Source organism: Lactiplantibacillus paraxiangfangensis, from assembly GCF_036246185.1.
GTDB classification, from domain to species: Bacteria; Bacillota; Bacilli; order Lactobacillales; family Lactobacillaceae; genus Lactiplantibacillus; species Lactiplantibacillus paraxiangfangensis.
In genome coordinates, this window is the sequence record NZ_BTPW01000021.1 from 1 (window position 1) to 20,462 (window position 20,462).

The 20,462-nt window shown below is 47.2% G+C and carries 17 protein-coding genes; 13 read left to right on the top strand and 4 right to left on the bottom strand.

The features are described from left to right. Positions 1-413: 413 nt before the first annotated feature. Complete coding sequence (locus AAA939_RS11425; protein ID WP_338210188.1) at positions 414-1,391, bottom strand: Gfo/Idh/MocA family protein; 978 nt, start codon at positions 1,389-1,391, stop codon at positions 414-416. Between the two features lie 151 nt (positions 1,392-1,542). On the opposite strand from AAA939_RS11425, the gene AAA939_RS11430 reads away from it, so the two are divergent. The 12 genes from AAA939_RS11430 (at position 1,543) to rlmD (ending at position 16,854) form a co-directional block, all read left to right on the top strand. Continuing rightward, positions 1,543-2,190, top strand: coding sequence for a glycoside hydrolase family 73 protein (locus tag AAA939_RS11430; RefSeq protein WP_338210187.1), 648 nt, complete (start codon positions 1,543-1,545; stop codon positions 2,188-2,190). 45 nt (positions 2,191-2,235) lie between these two features. After that, positions 2,236-2,820 carry a xanthine phosphoribosyltransferase gene (locus tag AAA939_RS11435; RefSeq protein ID WP_338210185.1) on the top strand — a complete coding sequence of 195 codons (585 nt, stop codon included), beginning with the start codon at positions 2,236-2,238 and terminating at the stop codon, positions 2,818-2,820. Between the two features lie 21 nt (positions 2,821-2,841). Next, positions 2,842-3,387 (top strand): DUF2179 domain-containing protein, encoded by a 546-nt coding sequence (locus AAA939_RS11440; protein ID WP_338230887.1) that lies wholly within the window; start codon positions 2,842-2,844, stop codon positions 3,385-3,387. Between the two features lie 269 nt (positions 3,388-3,656). After that, positions 3,657-4,829: a 5-(carboxyamino)imidazole ribonucleotide synthase gene (locus AAA939_RS11445; RefSeq protein ID WP_338210213.1), complete on the top strand. Its 1,173-nt coding sequence runs from the start codon at positions 3,657-3,659 to the stop codon at positions 4,827-4,829. Between the two features lie 578 nt (positions 4,830-5,407). After that, a complete protein-coding gene (gene pcrA / locus AAA939_RS11450) occupies positions 5,408-7,675 on the top strand; it encodes a DNA helicase PcrA (protein WP_338210182.1) in 2,268 nt (755 codons plus the stop codon). Positions 7,676-7,694: 19 nt separating this feature from the next. Then, positions 7,695-9,737 (top strand): NAD-dependent DNA ligase LigA, encoded by a 2,043-nt coding sequence (gene ligA, locus AAA939_RS11455; RefSeq protein ID WP_338210180.1) that lies wholly within the window; start codon positions 7,695-7,697, stop codon positions 9,735-9,737. Continuing rightward, positions 9,734-10,909, top strand: coding sequence for a CamS family sex pheromone protein (locus AAA939_RS11460; RefSeq protein ID WP_338230888.1), 1,176 nt, complete (start codon positions 9,734-9,736; stop codon positions 10,907-10,909). Before ligA ends, AAA939_RS11460 begins: the two co-directional genes overlap by 4 nt. A 32-nt stretch (positions 10,910-10,941) precedes the next feature. Next, positions 10,942-11,271: an Asp-tRNA(Asn)/Glu-tRNA(Gln) amidotransferase subunit GatC gene (gene gatC / locus AAA939_RS11465; protein ID WP_057705197.1), complete on the top strand. Its 330-nt coding sequence runs from the start codon at positions 10,942-10,944 to the stop codon at positions 11,269-11,271. Further along, entirely contained in the window at positions 11,271-12,734 is a 1,464-nt protein-coding gene (gene gatA / locus AAA939_RS11470; protein WP_338210176.1) for an Asp-tRNA(Asn)/Glu-tRNA(Gln) amidotransferase subunit GatA, read from the top strand. The genes gatC and gatA overlap by 1 nt, the downstream gene beginning before the upstream one ends. Next, positions 12,734-14,158 (top strand): Asp-tRNA(Asn)/Glu-tRNA(Gln) amidotransferase subunit GatB, encoded by a 1,425-nt coding sequence (gatB, locus tag AAA939_RS11475; protein ID WP_338210174.1) that lies wholly within the window; start codon positions 12,734-12,736, stop codon positions 14,156-14,158. Before gatA ends, gatB begins: the two co-directional genes overlap by 1 nt. A gap of 169 nt (positions 14,159-14,327) precedes the next feature. After that, complete coding sequence (locus AAA939_RS11480) at positions 14,328-15,344, top strand: diacylglycerol kinase (RefSeq protein WP_338210173.1); 1,017 nt, start codon at positions 14,328-14,330, stop codon at positions 15,342-15,344. A gap of 139 nt (positions 15,345-15,483) precedes the next feature. After that, positions 15,484-16,854: a 23S rRNA (uracil(1939)-C(5))-methyltransferase RlmD gene (rlmD, locus tag AAA939_RS11485; protein WP_338210172.1), complete on the top strand. Its 1,371-nt coding sequence runs from the start codon at positions 15,484-15,486 to the stop codon at positions 16,852-16,854. 564 nt (positions 16,855-17,418) lie between these two features. Here rlmD and AAA939_RS11490 read toward each other — a convergent pair. Both AAA939_RS11490 and AAA939_RS11495 read right to left on the bottom strand, forming a co-directional pair. Further along, positions 17,419-17,760 (bottom strand): MmcQ/YjbR family DNA-binding protein, encoded by a 342-nt coding sequence (locus AAA939_RS11490; RefSeq protein ID WP_338210170.1) that lies wholly within the window; start codon positions 17,758-17,760, stop codon positions 17,419-17,421. Beyond that, the gene (locus AAA939_RS11495) at positions 17,753-18,697 is read right to left on the bottom strand and encodes a zinc-binding dehydrogenase (protein WP_338210168.1); all 945 of its coding nucleotides are present in this window, start codon (positions 18,695-18,697) and stop codon (positions 17,753-17,755) included. The genes AAA939_RS11490 and AAA939_RS11495 overlap by 8 nt, the downstream gene beginning before the upstream one ends. A gap of 93 nt (positions 18,698-18,790) precedes the next feature. On the opposite strand from AAA939_RS11495, the gene AAA939_RS11500 reads away from it, so the two are divergent. Beyond that, positions 18,791-19,603, top strand: a complete 813-nt coding sequence (locus AAA939_RS11500) for a MerR family transcriptional regulator (RefSeq protein ID WP_338210166.1) — start codon at positions 18,791-18,793, stop codon at positions 19,601-19,603. Between the two features lie 78 nt (positions 19,604-19,681). On the opposite strand, the gene AAA939_RS11505 is transcribed toward AAA939_RS11500, so the two are convergent. Further along, the gene (locus AAA939_RS11505; protein ID WP_338210164.1) at positions 19,682-20,344 is read right to left on the bottom strand and encodes an MmcQ/YjbR family DNA-binding protein; all 663 of its coding nucleotides are present in this window, start codon (positions 20,342-20,344) and stop codon (positions 19,682-19,684) included. Between the last annotated feature and the right edge of the window lie 118 nt (positions 20,345-20,462).

Sequence of the window (20,462 nt, forward strand, 5' to 3'; positions counted from 1 at the left end):
CTTCAATTACATTGACCGGACAACACAAAGAAGCGGCTTCACCGCGGTAGAATACCGCGGCAAAGCCGCTTAGACAGAACTCGAAAATTATATTATTTCACCTGTCAACTTGACAGGGACTAGTACATGGATTGGTGTGCTTTAGCTTAATAATTATGAAAAATAACCGGAAATTAAGTGTTGTTGGCTTAATACAAATTGTCGATTTGAAGTTATTTTAGCGGAGGCAGACAGTGTTGTGTGCTGTGCCGGCAAGATTGGCGGGTGGTTTTTGCGCCAATCTTGCGGGGCGATTCAAAGACGTGGGCTGTCGGCTTGGAATTGAGGGAGCAGACCGCACTGTGGCTGCGACCGTCCCCCACAGCACGCAACGCTGTCTGACGGAGCGGCTTTTAGATAATAACTTATTTGAATTAGTTATTTTCGAATGGATAACGGTAATCCCACTGAGCACGCGCAGCGGTCATGATATCCATGACGTCCGTAGTTTTGGCTAAGCCGGTATTGTGAAGTTCGCCGGCAATCATCTTCTGCATGTCGGCAATTTCATAATTCATGGCGTTAGTTGAGTCGCCCGCTTTGATGATTTCACTGTGACCAGTGTTGTCGGTAAACGTGGCTTCGTCAGCACGAGGGTAAGCGTCAATGGTGAAATAGCCGTTTTCATAGGCGACGATGCCACGTTTCGGCATCTTTGCTCGGAAAGTCAGCGCAACCGTTGCGAGTTCATCGTTGGCGTTACGTAACGTAATCGTTTCGGATTCATCGACGCCGCTACTGAAGCGGTGCATGGTGGATCCCGTGATGTAGGGTTTAGCCGTTAAGAATTCTTCTACGAAAGCGAGGGCGTAGACGCCAATGTCGAGTAAGGCGCCACCAGCTAAGTCTGGATTGAAGAAGCGGTTAGTCGGATCCGCTTCCTTAAAACTCCCAAAACTTGCTTGGATCATTTTGAGATTGCCTAAGTGTCGTTCGGCTGCAAATTCGTGCAGTTTTTCGTACAGTGGCATGTGATAGAGGGTCATGGCTTCTGCTAAAATCAGGTGGTTGCTAGCAGCGACTTCCTTAGCAATGTTCAGTTGGTCGCTGGACATGGTGATGGCCTTTTCACTGAAGACGTGTTTACCTGCTCGTAACGCTGGTAAAATGGTGTCGATATGGTAGTTATGGGGCGTTGCCACGTAAACGATGTCCACCTTGTCGTCTTTTAATAAATCATCGAGGTTCCCATACGCCTTGGGGATTTGGTGATCCTTGGCGAACGCGTCCGCTTTGGCTTGTGAGCGTGAGCAGACGGCGTAGATCTCGCCGTCGGGTTGGTCAAAATATTTCACGAAACTGTGGGCAATGTTGCCTAAACCAACAATGGCCCACCGGTAAGTTTTTGCCATAAAAAATTCCTCCTAAGAATCATTTGAGAACACTTACATTTTAGCAAAAAAGTAAGGCGTTGGGGGGCGCATTCCGTTTAATTTTCGAATGAAAATCGGTAAAATAGAGTATGATTCACTAGTGGTTCATTTACATAGAAGGGGGAAAGCCATGGCAACCAAACGCAAACGTCCGCGACGACGTTCAAAAAAACGGCGGAGTCCGTTTGTGAAAAACGGGCGCATTCAATGGCTGAACCTATTACTAGTCTTGGGCGCCGTTGTGGTCCTCGGTGGGATTGCCAAACGTAGTTTTGACGCGCAACCGACGACTTCGACACCGGTGGCGGTCACAACCCATAGCGGCTTTATCCAAAAGCTAGTACCGCCTGCCCAAGCTATTCAGAAGCGTTACCACGTGTTAGCTAGTATCAGTTTGAGCCAGGCCATCCTCGAATCTGATTGGGGACGCAGCACGAATGCCACGGAAAATAATAACTTGTTTGGCGTCAAAGCTTACGCAACCCAGGCGGGCCGGTTGATGACGACGCAGGAGTATTATGATGGGGCGTACCACACCGTTAAACGGCGCTTTGCCGTTTACGATAGCTGGCACGACTCCCTCGTGGCCCACGCCAAGAAGCTCGCTAACGGGACGCCCTGGGATGCGCAGCACTATTCAGCAGTCATTCACGCTAAGGACTACCAAACGGCCGCTAAGGCGCTGCAAACGGCCGGATACGCCACGGATCCTAGTTACGCACAAAAAATAATTAATATTATTCAAAAATACGACTTACAAAGGTATGATAGAGAGTAATAGTTGAATTAGACATACTTATTATTATTAGGAGGTTATTTTTGCATGCGAGAACTTGAAGAACGCATTTTAAAGGATGGCCGGGTCTTACCTGGCGAAGTGTTGAAGGTTGACAACTTTTTGAATCATCAGGTCGATCCCGATTTGATGTTTAGTATCGGGACTGAGTTTGCCCACTTGTTCCGCGATGCCGGCGTGACCAAGATTCTTACGGTTGAATCATCAGGGATTGCTCCCGCAGTGATGGCCGGGTTAGCACTCCACGTTCCGGTTGTTTTTGCCCGCAAACACAAGTCTGTGACACTAATTGACGACTTGTTTACCGCAGAAGTTTATTCATATACGAAGAAAACGTCTAACCACATTTCAATTGCCAAGAAGTTTTTGAGTGCTGGTGATAAGGTCTTACTAATCGATGATTTTTTAGCAAACGGTCAAGCCGTTCAAGGTCTCTTTGAAATTTGTGACCAAGCTAAGGCTGACGTCATGGGTGTCGGAATCGTCATTGAAAAGGTCTTCCAGACGGGGCATCAATTGGTCGAAGACCGGGGCGTTCGGTTAGAGTCATTGGCCCAGATCACATCATTCGATGATGACCGGGTACACTTTGCATCGGAACAAACGGACTAGATCAAGAAAGCGGGGGTAACCATGCGGATTGATATTGGGATGTTAGGCTTTATATTTGTGATTAACTTTGTTTACATTACGTTAAACACGTTGCGATTTTTACTCGTCATGCGCGGGTATCGATATTTTGCAGCTTTTACCAGTGTGATTGAGATCACAATTTACGTTTTAGGACTGTCACTAGTTTTAAATCGGCTCGATAATCCAATCAACCTGGTGGTTTACGCCCTCGGCTATGGTGTCGGGGTCTACGTCGGCATGGTGATTGAAGATAAGTTGGCACTAGGGTATACCATGATTTCGGTTATCTTACCTGACCCGAAATCCACGTTACCGGGAGTGTTACGCGAAAATGGCTTTGGGGTCACCCAGCATATCGCGTACGGCCTAGAAGGTGAACGGCTGCAACTGGACATCTTAGCGCCACGGAAGAATGAACGGCGGTTATACGGTTTGATCAAGGAACAAGAGCCCAGTGCGTTCGTCATTGCCTACGAACCACGCTATATTTCTGGGGGCTTTTGGGTCAAGCGGGTCCGTCATCGAAATGCCCGGCGAAAAATGTAAGCTGGGACTTGCATGCATTCCGTGCACCAAGTATTATTAACTAACGGAACCAGCGTGAACTCAAGAAGCCGTGTTCCGGCGTCGCTAAATAGTCGCTGTTTGCAGGCGGTAATTAGCGAATCAAGCTCACGATAATAATAAGCAATTTTTGAAATTAAAAAACGGCTGGGTGTTTGCCCGGCCATGACATATAGACTCAAAGCTGAGTGTTAAACGGGTTTTAGCATTCGGTGGTAATCGTTAAATGGATTAAGAAAGTAGGGACTGAAGTGGACAACTCGATTTTAAACCCAGGTGGTACGCTAGGCATCATTGGGAGTAGTACTAATGGTGTTGGTTTGGTGATTGCCGCGCGCAATGCTGGTATTAATGTCGGCGTATACGGGGACAATGAGAATACCGAGACCATGGAATTGGCAGACTTTCGCGTTGTCGGAGCGCGCAATGATCAGCAACAATTACAAAACTTTGCTGAACGTTGTGACATTGTGACTTACGAGTCTGAAAGCGTCGATGCGTCGGTCATCAACTTTTTATCAGCGCATACCCGGGTCCCTCAAGGTGGCGACGCGCTGGAAATTATGCAGGACCGTTCGCTTGAACGCGCCTTCTTTAGTCAGTTGAATTTGAACGTGGCACCGTCCGCAACGATCGTTAGTTTGGACGACGTGTACCAAGCCATTGGTTCGATCGGGTATCCTAGCATTTTAAAACCAATTCAAAAGGGACTTGGTCAAAATCGGCAGTTAGTGATTAAGACGCAGTCGGACATCGTGAAGGCCGCGGACCTCTTAGATTGGGGAACGTACCTGTTAGAATCCCTAATTCCTTATGACAAGGAACTCTCCGTTTTTGTTGCGAAGAGCGCCACGAGTACGGAATTCTTCCCGAGTGTGGAAAACCGGTACCGTGACCACGAACTCTTGGCCACGATTGTTCCGGCCCAAATTGATCAGGCCGTCAACGATGAAATGATGCGAATCACGAAGGAAATTAGTGATAACCTCAGCTACACGGGGATCTTTGAAGTTGCGTTCTTCCTGACTAAGAGTGGTAACCTCTACGTTAAGCGGATCGTACCCGCAATGCATCAAGCAGGGTACGTCTTTGAGCGTGCCACAAACATCAGCATGGCCGAACAGCATTTGCGGGCCATTGCGGGCTTACCTTTGATGCCGGTCAAGCAACTCATGCCGGTCGTTGCGGTCTACTTTACCCCTGCTCAAGAAAGTGGCATTCGGACCCAGTGGCAGCTTAAGACGAACTGGTTCTTTAATTTTTACCACCGGACTTTATTACAAGCCGACAAGACGCCGGTTGCGGGCCACGTGTTAGTGGAAGCACCAAGTGTCAAGGAAGCCTTAGAACAAATTGATGATACGAACATCTGGAATTTTAACGCGCCCAGCTCAGAAAATTCGGATGAAAGACCAACTGAATAAAAAATTGTCGTCAGTATCGTACTGACGGCTTTTTTAGTTAGTCCGGTTGGCACTGATGACATACAGTCGTGGGACCGGGGCTAGCCTGGGGGGCGGTCTAGCCCCTCGCCCGGAACGATTGCAAAATGCGCAATTGTCCCGGACCGTCCGCAGTGTAAGGGCGGTAAAAAACGTCGCCCCAACACTGCCGTCACGACTGATGTTATCAGTGCCAGCCTCTGACTATCCCAACGATAATAGCATTAGTAATGATACTTTCAATGGAGCGGATAATTTCGGAATAACTATCGGTACTGTTACGGTGTTGAAGGTGACTTCAGACTTTTTAATCTTTGGTTACTGATTATATGTAGTCATGGGACTGGGGTAAGCCAAAAATGCAATTGTTTTGGGTTGTCCCCCATAGCACACTGGTTCTGACCGCCGGAGCGGGCGGATATGATTGACCGAACAAATACGAACACGGTTTCAAAAATAAGTGGGATTAATGTGAGTGATAGCGCCTTAAAAACCAGCAATCACGCCGAAAATTTGCTATAATATTTGGTGACTGATTTTTAGAAAGGGTGGCGAACAGCGTGTCGAAAGAAAGCCTATTGGCAGGAATGAATGACAAGCAACAGGAAGCCGTTTTAGACACTGAAGGACCGCTACTAATTATGGCCGGTGCTGGCTCGGGGAAGACCCGAGTTCTGACACACCGGGTAGCATATTTAATTGAAGAACAAGGGGTCAATCCCTGGAACGTCTTAGCAATTACGTTTACCAACAAGGCCGCACGTGAAATGCGTGAACGGGTCGGTAAACTATTGGGAGAATCCGCACGCGATGTGTGGGTCTCAACGTTCCATGCGCTCTGTGTCCGGATTTTACGTCGTGACATTGAGCAGATTGGGTACAACCGGGCATTTACGATTGCCGGGACGAGTGAACAGCGGACGCTGGTCAAACGAATTTTGACGGAACAAAATATTGATTCGAAGAAGTTTGATCCCCGGTCGATTTTATCAGCAATCTCAAACGCTAAAAACGATTTGCAGACGCCGGAAATGTATAAAGAATCGGCAGCTAGTCCGTTTGAAAGCGTTGTGGCTGACGTTTATTTACAATATCAACGGGAATTAGCTGCGGACCAAGCCGTCGACTTTGATGACTTGATCATGCTGACGATTCAGTTGTTCAAACAACATAAAGAAACGTTGGAATGGTACCAAAATAAGTTCCATTACATCCACGTTGATGAATACCAAGATACGAATAACGCGCAGTACACGCTGGTCAACATGTTGGCCGACAAGTCCAAAAACTTGTGCGTTGTTGGGGATGCCGACCAATCTATTTACGGTTGGCGGGGTGCCAACATGGAAAATATCCTAGATTTTGAAAAGGATTATCCACAGGCTGACACGGTGATGTTGGAACAAAACTACCGGTCAACGAAGAATATTTTGACCGCCGCAAACGAAGTGATCAACAACAACACGACGCGCCGGCCGAAGAAGTTATGGACGGAAAACACGACGGGTGATTTGATCTCGTATTACCGTGGGCAGAGCGAAAGTGACGAAACCCACTTTGTCATTTCTAAGATTCAAGAAAATATGCAGGAAAAGAAGTTCGATTATGGTGACTTTGCCATTTTATATCGGACCAACGCGCAGTCCCGTGTCATGGAAGAATCGCTAGTCAAGGCCAACATTCCTTACACCATGGTCGGTGGTAATAAGTTCTACGACCGTAAAGAAATTCGGGACGTCTTGTCTTACCTGACCTTAGTTGTTAATGACCAGGATTCAATGAACTTTGAACGGGTCGTCAATGAACCGAAGCGTGGGATTGGGCAAACCAGTGTCGAAAAATTGCGGCTGTTTGCGGATGAAGCCGGCTACTCAATGTTAGAAGCTGCTAGCAACGTGGACATGGCGAACGGGATTTCGACCCGTGCCAAGGGTTCGCTTGCAAAATTTGCAACGACGATGAACGAGTTACGTGCAATGCGCGAATACTTGTCAGTAACCGATTTAACGAACGAAGTTTTGGACCGCACTGGCTACATGAAAGCCTTAAAGGACCAAGCAGCTTCCAAGTCGTTAGAAGCCCAAACGCGGATTGAAAACATCGAAGAATTCTTATCCGTCACGAAACAATTTGATGACAGTTATCAGCCAGAAGAAGAAGACAGTGATAAATTCGTGGACTTCTTAGCTGACTTAGCCTTAGTTTCCGACGTGGATAACGTTGAAGAAGAACCTCAGGCGGTCACGTTGATGACGTTACACGCCGCTAAGGGGCTGGAATTTCCAGTGGTCTTCCTGATTGGGATGGAAGACGGGATTTTCCCTCTATCGCGTGCCATGATGGACGAAGATGAGCTGGAAGAAGAACGGCGTTTGGCTTACGTGGGAATCACGCGGGCTGAAAAGAAGCTCTACTTAACGAACGCTTACTCACGGATGCTCTATGGTCGGCGGCAAAACAACCCGGCTTCACGGTTTGTTGAAGAAATTGATCAGAGTTTAATTAAAAATGAAAATACGTTGGATGGCAGCAGTAGTACCGGACCGGCCGTGCCATTTGGTGACAGTCGTGAACGCCGGGCCTTTACGCCAACGTATAAAAAGAACCCAGTTGGGACTCGGGCAACGGTTAAGAAGGCCGCTGGAACCGGTGCGGATAAGAACAGCTGGCGCATTGGCGACAAGGTCAAACACCGCAAGTGGGGCACTGGTACGGTCGTTAAGGTGACTGGTGCCGGTGAAGATGCTGAATTAGACATTGCCTTCAAATCAGAAGGCATTAAACGATTATTAGCGGCGTTTGCACCGATTGAAAAAGTTCAAGATTAAGTACTAGGAGGCTAGGCTGATGGCAGAACAACCAATCACCGCAATGGATGCGTCCACGGCGGAAACTGAAGCAGCGGGTTTGCGGGTCCAATTGAACCAGTGGCGCAAGGATTATTACGATAACGATGCGCCCAACGTAGAAGACGACGTTTACGACCGGAATTACGCGCGGCTCGTTGCGTTAGAACAAGCCTTTCCACAGTTGATCACACCGGATTCGCCGACGCAGTTAGTTGGTGGGACGGTCAAAGCCGGCTTTACGAAGGTGCAGCATGAAATTCCAATGTTGTCCTTAGGGGATGTCTTTTCCCAAGCAGAGCTACAAGAGTTTAACGATCGGCTCGTCCAAAACGTTGGTGAACCGGTTGATTACAACTGTGAGTTAAAAATCGACGGGTTAGCCTTATCCTTACGGTACGAAAACGGTGTGCTGGTTCAAGGCTCGACGCGGGGAAACGGAACGGTCGGTGAAGATATTACAAAAAATATCATGACGATCGAATCCATTCCGCATCAGCTGACTAAACCGCTGACGATCGACGTTCGGGGTGAATGTTACATGCCCAAAGCGGCGTTTGCCGCGTTAAATGAACGCCGGGAAGCCGCTGGTGAAAGTGTCTTTGCCAATCCGCGTAACGCGGCAGCGGGCTCACTGCGCCAGTTAGATACCAAGGTGACGGCCGAACGGCAACTCAGCACGTTTATGTATAACATCGCTGACTATGAGCCCATCACGGCCCGTACTCAGAGTGATATGCTGACCGAATTTGCTGATCTGGGCTTTGCGATTAATCCAGCATTCAAGGTTGCACACTCCATGGACGACGTTTTCCAATACATCGACCATTATCAAAACGAACGGCCAGACTTGGCGTACGGGATTGATGGAATCGTCATTAAGGCTAATCCGTTGCCATTGCAGCGACAATTAGGTGCGACCGTTAAAGTGCCACGCTGGGCCATCGCCTTCAAGTTTCCGCCAGACGAACAGCCGACGTTGCTCAAGGACGTCGAATGGACGGTTGGCCGGACCGGCGTTGTAACGCCAACTGCCGTGATGGATCCGGTTCAATTGGCCGGGACCACGGTTGCGCGGGCCTCGTTGCACAATCCTGATTACGTGGCTGCTAAGGACGTTCGGATTGGGGATACGGTGCTCTTGCATAAAGCGGGGGACATCATCCCTGAAATTTCGGCGGTCGATTTAACGAAACGGCCCAAGGATGCCGAACCATTAGCGATTCCGACAAATTGTCCTTCATGTGGTGCACCACTAGTCCATTTAGAAGATGAAGTGGCGTTGCGGTGTATCAACCCGAAATGTCCGGCGCAAGTCCAAGAAGGCTTAGTCCACTTTGCGTCTAGAAACGCGATGAACATTGATGGGTTGGGGCCACGGATCATTGCCCAACTTTATCAAAACCACCTCGTGACTGACGTTGCCGGGTTATATCGTTTAACAAAGGATCAGTTACTCACTTTAGATAAAATAAAAGATAAATCTGCAGAAAATCTCTTGACAGCGATTGACCGTAGTCGCAATAATTCACTTGAACGTTTATTGTTCGGCCTCGGTATTCGACACGTGGGTGCGAAAGTCGCCCGCTTGATTGCGCAGCACTTTGTGACCATTGAAGCCTTGATGGCCGCGGGACAAGAAGAAATCGCCGCGATTGATTCGATGGGCGATATCATTGCAAACGCGGTCGTTCAGTATTTTGGAAGCGACGATGTGCATACGTTGATTGCGGAATTACAAGCTGTGAATGTCAACACAACGTATCAAGGTCCGAGTGCCACGGTTGCCGAAGACAGTGACAGTTGGTTTGCCAACAAGCGGGTCGTGTTAACTGGTAAGTTGCAAAGCTTTACTAGGGGCGACGCGACCGCTTGGCTACAAGCTCACGGTGCCACGGTAACGGGGAGCGTTTCAAAGAAGACGGACTTAGTTATCGCCGGGACGGATGCGGGAAGCAAGTTGCAAAAAGCACAACAGCTTGACGTGCCCGTCTGGGATGAAGCTAGGTTCGACGAGACAATGAGGGAGGATCAGCAAGCGTGAATGTAAAACGCATACGCACGATCGGTTTGGTGGCAGTTGTTGCCATCGCACTAGCCGCCTGCGGTAATTTAAAGAACTCATCTTTTGGGTCAAGCAGCAATAATACAACGACGACGGGTTCGAAAACGACCACGACGACGGGCTCGACCGGCAGTGACTTTTATCAAGGGGTCATTAAAAATGGGCAGTACCGGACGAGTAAGTCACGGGGCGTTAACGTATCACAAAATGATAACGTGATGAACCTAAAGAGTTTTGAAATGGGCTTATTAGACGTTTCAAAGAAACAATTCCCAACGAATAAATATGTCTTCCAAGAAGGGCAATATATTAGTTCGTCAACGGTTGAAAATTGGTTAGGTCGTTATTCTAAGAATAATAAGACCGGTTTAAACCCTAAAAATAACGGTAAGAAGGATCCCAATACGCGGAATCCAATCTACCTACAACAACTTGAAGAACAAGATTACATGATTCAAAACGGAAGCAAACTGAGCCTCGGTGGGGTCACCATCGGACTAGGGATGAATTCCGTGGACTACTACACCAAGGTCCAATACGGCGCAACTTACGAAACCAACATTTCGACGACTGAACTAACGGCTAAAGGGAAACAGTACGCCAACACTGTTTTGCAACGGTTACGGCAGAAGTCTGCGTTGAAAGACGTGCCAATCGTCTTAGCGCTTTACAAGCAATCGTCAAATGATAGTCTAGTAGGTGGGAACATGATCGCCTACGGAGTGTCTAAGAGTGGTTCAACGTCAGTTGCTAAATGGAAATCATTGAACTGGAATAATTACGTCTTCCCAGCAACTTCGGAATCGAAGAACGCGGGTGCGAATAACAACGATGAATCTGATTTCAGTTCGTTCAAGTCGCACGTTCAAAACTTCTTCCCGAACTTGTCAGGTGTGACGGCTAACGCGCATTATAAAGACAAGTCTTTGAGTAAGCTCAGCGTTAATGTCACGACGAAATTTTACAGTGAGACCGAAATTATCAGCTTTACGCAGTACTTGGCAACGGCGGCAAAACGTTACTTACCATCGGGCGTACCAGTTGAAATTACGGTTAAGAGTGCCAATGGCGATGTCCAAAGCTTCTTAGCTCGAACCGCTACGGGGAGTTCTTATTACACCCACGTATTTAGTGATCAAGGGAATAACTAAATTAAGTAAGATCTGAGAAAGAAGGAAATTTGATGGCTGAAGAACGTATTAATGCCGACCAAGTTCAACACGTTGCGGGGTTAGCCAAACTTGAATTTACCCCCAATGAACTTGAGACTTTTACGGGTCAACTTGAAAAAATTATTGGAATGTTTGAAGAATTAAGCAAAGTTGATACGACGGACGTTCCCGCAACGATGCGGTTGAGCGATGACACGTTACGTGAAGCAACGTTACGTGAAGATAAAGCCGTAAAGAGTGACGACCAACTTCGCCGCGCATTACTAAACAACGCACCGGAAACGGCCAATGGCTTAATTAAAGTGCCAACAATTATCGATGAAAGTGGGGACGGCGAATAATGAATTATTTCGACCAAGATTTGACCAGCTTACATGCTGATTTAGTCGCAAAAAAAATCAGTGCGGTAGCACTCGCTAAAGCCACTTTTGAAAACTTACGGGAAGTTGACCCCCAACTTGGGGCCTTCTTGAACTTAAACGAAGAAGCCGCTTTAAAGCGGGCTGCTGAAATTGATGCTAAGGGGATCAACCCCGATAACATCATGGCCGGAATTCCGGTTGCCGTTAAAGATAACATTGTGACCAAGGACTTAACGACGACCGCAGCGTCTAAAATGCTGGAACATTTTGTCCCAGTTTACGATGCAACGGTTGTTGAAAAGATGGAAGCTAACGACGCTGTCATCATTGGTAAGAACAACATGGATGAATTTGCCATGGGTGGTTCAACTGAAAACTCCGCGTTTAAAGTGACACGGAACCCTTGGGATGTTAGTCGCGTTCCTGGTGGCTCATCCGGTGGTTCAGCCGTTGCGGTGGCTTCTGGCCAAGTCCCAGTTGCCTTCGGTTCCGATACCGGTGGCTCAATTCGCCAACCTTCTTCTTTCAACGGGGTTGTCGGGATGAAGCCAACGTACGGTCGGGTTTCACGTTGGGGCTTAATTGCCTTTGCGTCGTCACTAGACCAAATCGGTCCGATGACGCGGACGGTGAAGGATAACGCCGCGGCCTTAAACATGATTGCGGGTTACGACCAACACGATGGCACGTCTTCTAAGCGCGAAGTTCCTGATTTTACGGCCGGATTAGACGGTAATATCAAGGGCATGAAGATTGGGTTGCCTAAAGAATACATGGACGAAGGGATTGATCCTAAAGTCCGTGAAGTAATCAACAACGCCGTTAAGAAGTTTGAAGAATTAGGCGCAACGGTGGAAGAAGTTTCCCTACCAAATAGTCGTTACGGTGTTTCTGCTTACTACATCATTGCTAGTTCAGAAGCGTCATCAAACTTACAACGGTTTGACGGAATTCGTTATGGTTTCCGCGCAGACGACGTTAAGAATTTGGAAGACGTCTATGTTCGTAGCCGTTCTGAAGGTTTTGGTGACGAAGTTAAGCGCCGGATTATGCTGGGGACGTTCTCATTGTCCGCCGGTTACTACGACGCGTACTTCCACAAGGCTGGGCAAGTACGGACAATGATCATTAACGACTTCAATAAGGTCTTTGAAGACTATGACATGATCATGGGACCAGTTGCCCCAACGCCAGCTTTCAAGATTGGCGATGAAATCTCCGATCCAATTACGATGTACATGAACGATGTCTTGACGATTCCAGTTAACTTAGCTGGATTACCAGGGATGTCAGTTCCAGCGGGCTTTGCGGATGGTCTACCAGTCGGCTTACAATTGATTGGGAAGGCGTTTGACGAAAGTACGCTCTATAAAGCAGGTTACGCTTTTGAACAAGCCACTGACGTTCATAAGCAAACCCCTAAAGTCGGAGGTGCTAACTAATGAATTTTGTAACTACGATTGGTCTGGAAGTCCACGTTGAATTAAAGACGAATTCCAAAATTTTTAGTCCGTCACCCGTGCAGTTTGGTTCCGAACCAAACGCCAACACGAACGTGATCGATTGGGGTTATCCTGGGGTATTACCAACGCCAAATAAGGGTGTTGTTGAAGCTGGTATCAAGGCAGCCACTGCTTTGCATGCGAACATTGAACACCACACTTATTTTGACCGAAAGAACTACTTCTACCCAGATAACCCGAAAGCTTACCAAATTACGCAACATGACAAGCCAATTGCACACGATGGTTGGATTGAAATCGAAGTTGACGGTAAGAAGAAAAAAATCGGTATCGAAGAAATGCATATCGAAGAAGATGCCGGGAAGAACACCCATGAAAGTGACTATTCCTACGTCGATTTAAACCGGCAAGGCACGCCACTGATTGAAATTGTTTCAAAGCCAGAAATCGCCTCACCAGAAGAAGCTTACGCTTACTGTGAAGCATTGCGGCAACGGATTCAATTTACCGGGGTTTCCGACGTTAAGATGGAAGAAGGTTCCATGCGGGTCGACGTTAACATTTCAATTCGTCCAGCTGGTTCCGATAAGTACGGTGTTAAGACCGAAATGAAGAACTTGAACTCCTTCAACTACGTCCGTAAATCGTTGGAATACGAAGAACAACGGCAACAACGGGTCTTAATGTCTGGTGGCCAAGTTCAACAAGAAACGCGTCGTTTTGACGAAACCACTGGAAAGACCATCTTAATGCGGGTCAAGGAAGGTAGCGATGATTACCGTTACTTCCCAGAACCAGATATTCCTGCTTTAGATATTGACGATGACTGGATTCAAGAAGTTCAAGCAACGATTCCAGAAATGCCAGGCTCACGGCGGGAACGTTACATCAACGAATTCGGCTTGACCCCTTATGATGCGGGCGTTTTGACGCAGACTAAGGAAATGTCAGACTTCTTTGACGCAACGGTTGCACAGGGTGCTGATCCTAAGCTTACTTCCAACTACTTGCAAGGGGACGTTAACGCCTACTTGAACGATAAGAAGGTCGGTTTGTTACAAACTGACTTGACACCAGAACACTTGGCGGGCATGATTAAGATGATTTCTGATGAAACGATTTCAAGTAAAATCGCGAAGAAAGTCTTCAAAGCAATCATGGCTGGTAGCGAACCAGTCAAGTGGGTCAATGACAAGGGCTTGGTTCAATTATCAGACCCTGCTAAGTTACAACCAATCATTGACGGTGTATTAGATAACAACCAACAATCAATTGATGACTTTAAGAATGGGAAAGACCGGGCAGTCGGTTTCTTGGTCGGTCAGATCATGAAACAGACGCACGGCCAAGCTAATCCGAAAGTGGTCAACCTGTTGTTGATGACATCACTAAAAGCACGGTAACACCTAGTATTAGGTGACGACACTGACGATTAAGCGAACCGGTCACATGCGGCTTTTAGCATGGGGCCGGTTTGGTGCTGAACAGGGTCGCGTTTGTCACAAGCCGGTGTAAAAGTGATGATGTATAACGGCTTAAACGGCAAACACTGTGTATTCGGAGGAAAGAAACATGCGTAAACGGGCACGACTTATCTATAACCCAACGTCAGGACGTGAAGCATTAGCGCACGACCTGGTGGAAATTCTTGGCATTTTTGAACAAGCTGGCTACGAGACCAGTGCGTTTGCAACCACAGCGACACCGAACTCGGCAGCTGACGAAGCGCGTCGGTGTGCTAAGGATGGGTTTGAATTGATCATTGCAGCTGGTGGTGATGGGACCATCAATCAAGTTGTCAACGGCTTAGCCGGGTTAAAGCGGCGGCCTAAGATGGCCATCATACCGGCGGGGACGACCAATGACTATGCGCGGGCCTTACGGATTCCCCGTGAAGATCCAGTTGCGGCGGCCAAAGTAGTCTTAAAAAATCAGACGGTCAAGATGGATATCGGCCAAGCCGGTGAGCAATACTTTATTAACATTGCGGCTGGTGGTTTGTTGACTGAACTGACCTACGACGTCCCATCACAGTTAAAGTCAATTTTTGGGTACGCGGCGTACTTGGCCAAGGGTGCCGAGTTACTGCCACGGGTGAAACCCGTTGAAATGGACTTAAAGTATGATGGGGGCCACTTTACGGGGAAGGCATCGATGTTTTTCCTAGCGTTAACGAATTCGGTGGGTGGTTTTGAACAATTAGTTCCGGACGCCTCACTGGATGATGGTAAATTTACCATGATTATCGTGAAGACTGGGAATTTGGCAAAGATGCTACACCTGATGACCTTAGTGCTCAATGGTGGTAAGCACATCAATGACCCAAGCATTATTTACGTTAAGACGCACAAAGTGGTTGCCAAGTCACCTAAGGACCGGTTAATGATCAACATTGACGGGGAATATGGTGGCGACGCACCGATGACGTTTAGAAACTTGAAGCAACACATTGAAATGTTTGCGGATACCGATCGGATTCCAGACGATGCCATTACGGATCCCGAGATTGAAGATGCGGAACGTCATTTTGTGTCAGCGGTCGATCAGTTGCCAAAAACGGACGCTGAAACTGAATCAAAATCTGAATAACTTGCTTAAATTACCGTTTACCTTTAAAATGGGGAACGGTAATTTTTTTAACAAACGGGTGCGGGTATGACCGCACCGGAAGACAAATTTAACCTAATTGGCAAAACCATTAGCCAAAAGAAAGAAAAATGAGGGACCAATGAAAACTAATTTACCAGTACACAATGGTGAAGAACTCGATGTCACCATCATTGATTTAACGTATCAAGGCATGGGGGTTGCCAAGGTAGATAACTACCCAATCTTCATCGAAAACGCCTTGCCCGAAGAAAAAATCACGGTCAAAGTCACGAAAACAACCAAGAACTTTGCGTTTGGTGACGTGGTCAAGATTAACCAAGTGAGTCCTCACCGGGTTAACCCCAAGGGACGGGTTTATCGTCAGACCGGGATTGCACCATTACAACATTTAGAATACAGCGAACAATTAAAGTTCAAGCAACACCAAGTCGCTGAATTATTTGCGAAAGTTCACATGGATGACGTGGAAGTTTTGCCAACCATTGGGATGGAAAATCCAACGCAATACCGAAACAAGGCGCAAGTTCCTGTCCGCCAAGTTCAAGGCAAATTAACGACTGGTTTTTACAAGAAGAACAGTCACCAATTGATGCCAATTGAAGACTATTACATTCAAGATCCTGAAATCGACAAGGCCATCGTGGTTATCCGCGATATTTTACGGAAGTATCACGAAGCAGCCTACGATGAATTCCACCATAGCGGAACGATTCGGACAATCATGGTCCGCCGCGGTTACTACAGCCACGAAATGATGGTTGTCATTGTCACACGGACGAAGCACTTGCCAATGGCTGACGTGGTCGTACAAGAGATTCAAGCGGCATTACCAGAAGTCGTTAGTGTGGTTCAAAACATCAACCAAAAGAAGACTAACGTCATCCTAGGGCCTGATAACAACGTGTTGGCAGGTAAGTCAACCATTGATGATCAATTACTGGGCTTAACGTTTGCCGTTTCGGCACAGTCTTTCTACCAAGTGAACCCACAACAAACGGAAAAGCTTTATCAATTAGCCATTGACCAAGCTGGACTTACGGGTAATGAAACCGTAATCGATGCCTATTCTGGGATTGGGACGATTTCATTAACGATGGCGCAACACGCTAAGCAAGTTTATGGTGTTGAAATTGTGCCAGCTGCCATTGAAAATGCCAAGCAAAACGCCAACAAGAACGGTATTACGAACGCGAAGTTTGTGCTCGGAAGTGCTGAAGATGTTATGGCTAAGTGGCAAGAAGAAGGCATCAAACCGGACGTTGTGGTTGTTGATCCACCACGTAAGGGTTTAGACGCTGAATTCATCAAGAGTACTGGTGAAATGGCGCCTAAGAAGGTGGTTTACATTAGCTGTAACCCATCAACCTTAGTTCGTGACGTGCAACGCTTTGGCGAATACGGCTACGAAATCAGTGCGCCGGTTCAACCCGTCGACCAATTTCCACAAACCCCACACATCGAATGTGTGACGGTCTTGACGCGCAAGTAAGCGTTCAAGTAATTTAAGATAATAAAATCAGCTCAGACTTGCGTTTGCAAGTTTGAGCTGATTTTGGTTTGGAAACGTTTTTTATATTTTCCGGTCGGTGCTGATGACATGCGGTCGTGGGACCGGGCCTAGCCTGGGGAGCGGTCTAGTCCCTCGCCCGGGACACTTGCGCCTTTTGCAAGTGTCCCGGACCGTCCGTGGTATTTGGCCGAAAATCACCGGCCAAATACCACCTTCACGACCGATGTTATCAGCGCCAACCTCCGAGTATCTGACAGTAATAACAGTCCATTGTGTTGATACTCAGACTAATAAAAATTAAACAGTTAGTAGCTAGTCAGAATATTTAATGATTGAGAATAGCCATTCTTAATAGTAAAGCAAAGTTTAGCGAAGTCAGTCAGAACCGGTGTGCAGTGGCGGCAAGATTAGCCGGTGATTTTGGCCGACTAATCTTGCGGGGCGCTTCAAAGACGTGGGCTGGCGGCTTTGAAGTGAGGGCCCAGACCGAACTTTGGCTGGGGCCGTCCCTAACAGCACACCGATTCTGACTGACGAAGCGGATTAATTTGTTAACCGGGCACTTTCCAGAATGATATTGGTTAGCTCCGTGGGTGAGACGACGGTGTCATTTACTTTAATCGTGGTCCAGTACCGGTTATTCAGATGGTAGCCGGGTTCGACACCCGCTGATAGGCGGAGTTCGTCATTTTGAGCCGGCGTCAATTTAACGTCAATCAGGACTTGGTCAGTCTGGGTGTACACCATGGCAATGATTTTATGATTACTACGGTGCTTGATGACGGAAAAAATGACGGTCGACTTTTGGCCGGGACGATTAAAGGGAAAGCCCAGTTCACCATCCGTGTGGTCGAGAACTAATTGAATCAGTTCCTTTTCAGTCATTGTCGACAATGACTTGCCCTAATTCACGGCTAGCCATCACGTACTTGTGTGACGCCACGATGTCTTCAAGTTTAAAGACCTTGGCGATTGGAATTGATAAGTGATTTTGATTGATTAATTTAAACATCTCATCGATTAGGGATTGTTTGACGTCCGTTGAATCAAAGCCGGTCAAAAATTTGCCCGCCAAGGTGAACGGGTTGAAGTTCTTAACAATCCATTCTCCGGCCAACAAGCCAATTAGTGAAACGCCGCCACCTGGATTGAGGTGCGCAATCGAGTTTGTTAACGTGACCGTCCCGACTAGGTCAACGATGCCATCAAATTGTGCGTCCGTAACTAGCTGGTTGTTAGTATCCAAGACCGATTGGTCCGCACCATTAGCGATTAGGGCATCCAATTGATTTTGTCGACGGGTCGTTGCGGTGACCGTGAAGCCCATGGCCTTGGCAAGTTTAATCGCTGCTAAGCCCACGGCACTAGTGCCGCCGCGAACCAATAACGATTGACCTGACTTTAATTTCAGGGAATCAATGGCGCCCATCGCCGTGTAAAAGTTTTCTGGGTATTGCGCTAAGGTGACCCAGTCGCCATCAAAATCAACCGGATATAAATTGGTGTCGGCGACTAAGGCGTAGTCTTGATAACTACCATCGACTTCACGGCCAAAACCGCCCATCATCGTCATGACTTTCTGACCAACTTTTAAGGAACTATTCTTGGATGCTTGATAAATTTCACCAACGGCTTCAACGCCAATGACCCGTGGAAATTTCACTGATGGCGAACCACCGGCCCGGGTCAACGCTTCGTAACGGTGGACCCCAAACGCGTGAATCCGCATGACGGATTGGTCCGCGGTGGCCTCTGGAATTGGGCGTTCAACTAAGTGCATCACGTCTGGATCTCCGGGTGTATCAATAACAACTGCTCGCATAAAATTCATCCTCCAATTATTTTTGTTTTTTCAATAAACTAAGTATAGAGTATGACGTAACGTTACAGTCAAGTTTTAAGTCGAGGTGTTTTGATGTTAACGATTCAGAAATTCGCACAATTAGCGGGGACGACGCGCCGGACCTTAATCTTCTATGACCAAAAGGGACTGTTTCAGCCCAAGCACGTGGCCGAAAATGGTTACCGCTATTACGATTACGACCAGCTTTATGAATTAACTTTTATTTTGGAATTACGGCGGTTAGGTCTGTCCATCGCTGAAATCCAACAATTGAATAACGACAAGCAGGCCAAGTCACTAGATACTGATTTGAAAGCCGTTTTAGCAAAAATCGATGATCAAATCGACAATTTAAGCTTGCTTAAGACGACACTCCAGACCCGGTTTGATCAAGCGGTACCAACCGAAATCATCACTAAAAATCAGCCGTTTGTCACTACCGTCCCGGCTACTCAATTTTGCCGTTCCCGGCAGTCGGTTGCCTGCACCGAAGCGGAAGTCGCTGAAATTTATGCCGACTTTTATGCGCAACTAGGGAAGCTCAAATTAGTTAACCAGCAGGATTCCGGCTTTTTGACGCAGTTACCGCAGAGCGAGGCAAACGACTACCCCACGGCGTCTTTTTGTATTTTAAAGGCGGTCGATGCCCGCACGGATACCGGCGACTTGCCGCTATTGCAAAAGCCCGCCGGCAAATACGTGTCAATCGACACAACTAATGACATGAAAAATATTTGTATTTCCTTACAGATCTTAGCCGAATATATTCAAAAAGAGCAGCTAAAAATCAATGATCAGCTTTGGCAGATGAATTTGGATGAACAGTTCACCAGCAAAGGGGCTTCTGATTTAGTCCGGTTGCAATATCAGCTCCAAACGGTTTAAATATAGCTAAACAAACAAGCAGCGACGCATCTTTGCTGATCAAAAATGCGTCGCTGCTTGTTTGATTGTCATGTACCACTATTTAGCTAACTGATAGCTAGCTTGGAGTCGGTCGACGATGGTGGGCATCGGGACTGAGCCGTCTAAAATAATGGTGATCCAGTTGCGTTTGTTCATATGGTAACCCGGGAAATAAGTGACGTTATCAACCAGCTGTTCAACGACCTCTGGCTGTGCCCGCATGTCGAGTACCGTGACTTCTTCAGCACCATCTAGCCCCAATTTTTGACGCTGAACGGTCAGCAAAGCGGCGTACCACTTATGGGTGTCGGCTCGCCGCCAAACGGCATTTTTAGGAAACTTTTTCCATAAAAATTCCAGTTGATCGCCATAGGTTTGCTCAACGTGGGTCATGACCGCTTGGACCTGGGCACCTTGAAAAACGTTGTTATCCATGCAATCCGCTTCAATTTGATCAAGGACTTGCTGGTAGGCGGTCGCCACTTTACCCACGAATTTTCCGTGAGCTTGGGGTGTCAGGTGTAACACGTATTCCTCATTGGTGTTCATATCGGTCACGTGAGTTGTGAGCTGGTTAGGTTTAGTGGCCGTAATGGTGAGTAAGAACTGGTCATCAACAATTGGCGTTTGATAAGTATAGCTAGTTCCTGATGCTTGAAAACCAAATGTGACTAACCGGTTGAAATCAATTTTTTTATCTTTAAAGGTTAATTCTGCCAAAGTATTTTCCTCCGTAACTCAGATTGATTACTTTTATCATACGCCCGCTAAGGCCTAATATCTTAATAAAAATAATGATAATACCAAAAAAACGTTCAGGACGATCACCCAATCAAGC

Bases quoted from the DNA above. Each gene is read 5' to 3' on its own strand.
- gatB (WP_338210174.1), top strand. From the start codon at position 12,734: ATGAATTTTGTAACTACGATTGGTCTGGAAGTCCACGTTGAATTAAAG.
- rlmD (WP_338210172.1), top strand. From the start codon at position 15,484: ATGAAAACTAATTTACCAGTACACAATGGTGAAGAACTCGATGTCACC.
- AAA939_RS11425 (WP_338210188.1), bottom strand. From the start codon at position 1,391: ATGGCAAAAACTTACCGGTGGGCCATTGTTGGTTTAGGCAACATTGCC.
- AAA939_RS11430 (WP_338210187.1), top strand. From the start codon at position 1,543: ATGGCAACCAAACGCAAACGTCCGCGACGACGTTCAAAAAAACGGCGG.
- ligA (WP_338210180.1), top strand. From the start codon at position 7,695: ATGGCAGAACAACCAATCACCGCAATGGATGCGTCCACGGCGGAAACT.
- gatC (WP_057705197.1), top strand. From the start codon at position 10,942: ATGGCTGAAGAACGTATTAATGCCGACCAAGTTCAACACGTTGCGGGG.
- AAA939_RS11480 (WP_338210173.1), top strand. From the start codon at position 14,328: ATGCGTAAACGGGCACGACTTATCTATAACCCAACGTCAGGACGTGAA.
- gatA (WP_338210176.1), top strand. From the start codon at position 11,271: ATGAATTATTTCGACCAAGATTTGACCAGCTTACATGCTGATTTAGTC.
- AAA939_RS11440 (WP_338230887.1), top strand. From the start codon at position 2,842: ATGCGGATTGATATTGGGATGTTAGGCTTTATATTTGTGATTAACTTT.
- AAA939_RS11495 (WP_338210168.1), bottom strand. From the start codon at position 18,697: ATGCGAGCAGTTGTTATTGATACACCCGGAGATCCAGACGTGATGCAC.
- AAA939_RS11490 (WP_338210170.1), bottom strand. From the start codon at position 17,760: ATGACTGAAAAGGAACTGATTCAATTAGTTCTCGACCACACGGATGGT.
- AAA939_RS11500 (WP_338210166.1), top strand. From the start codon at position 18,791: ATGTTAACGATTCAGAAATTCGCACAATTAGCGGGGACGACGCGCCGG.
- AAA939_RS11435 (WP_338210185.1), top strand. From the start codon at position 2,236: ATGCGAGAACTTGAAGAACGCATTTTAAAGGATGGCCGGGTCTTACCT.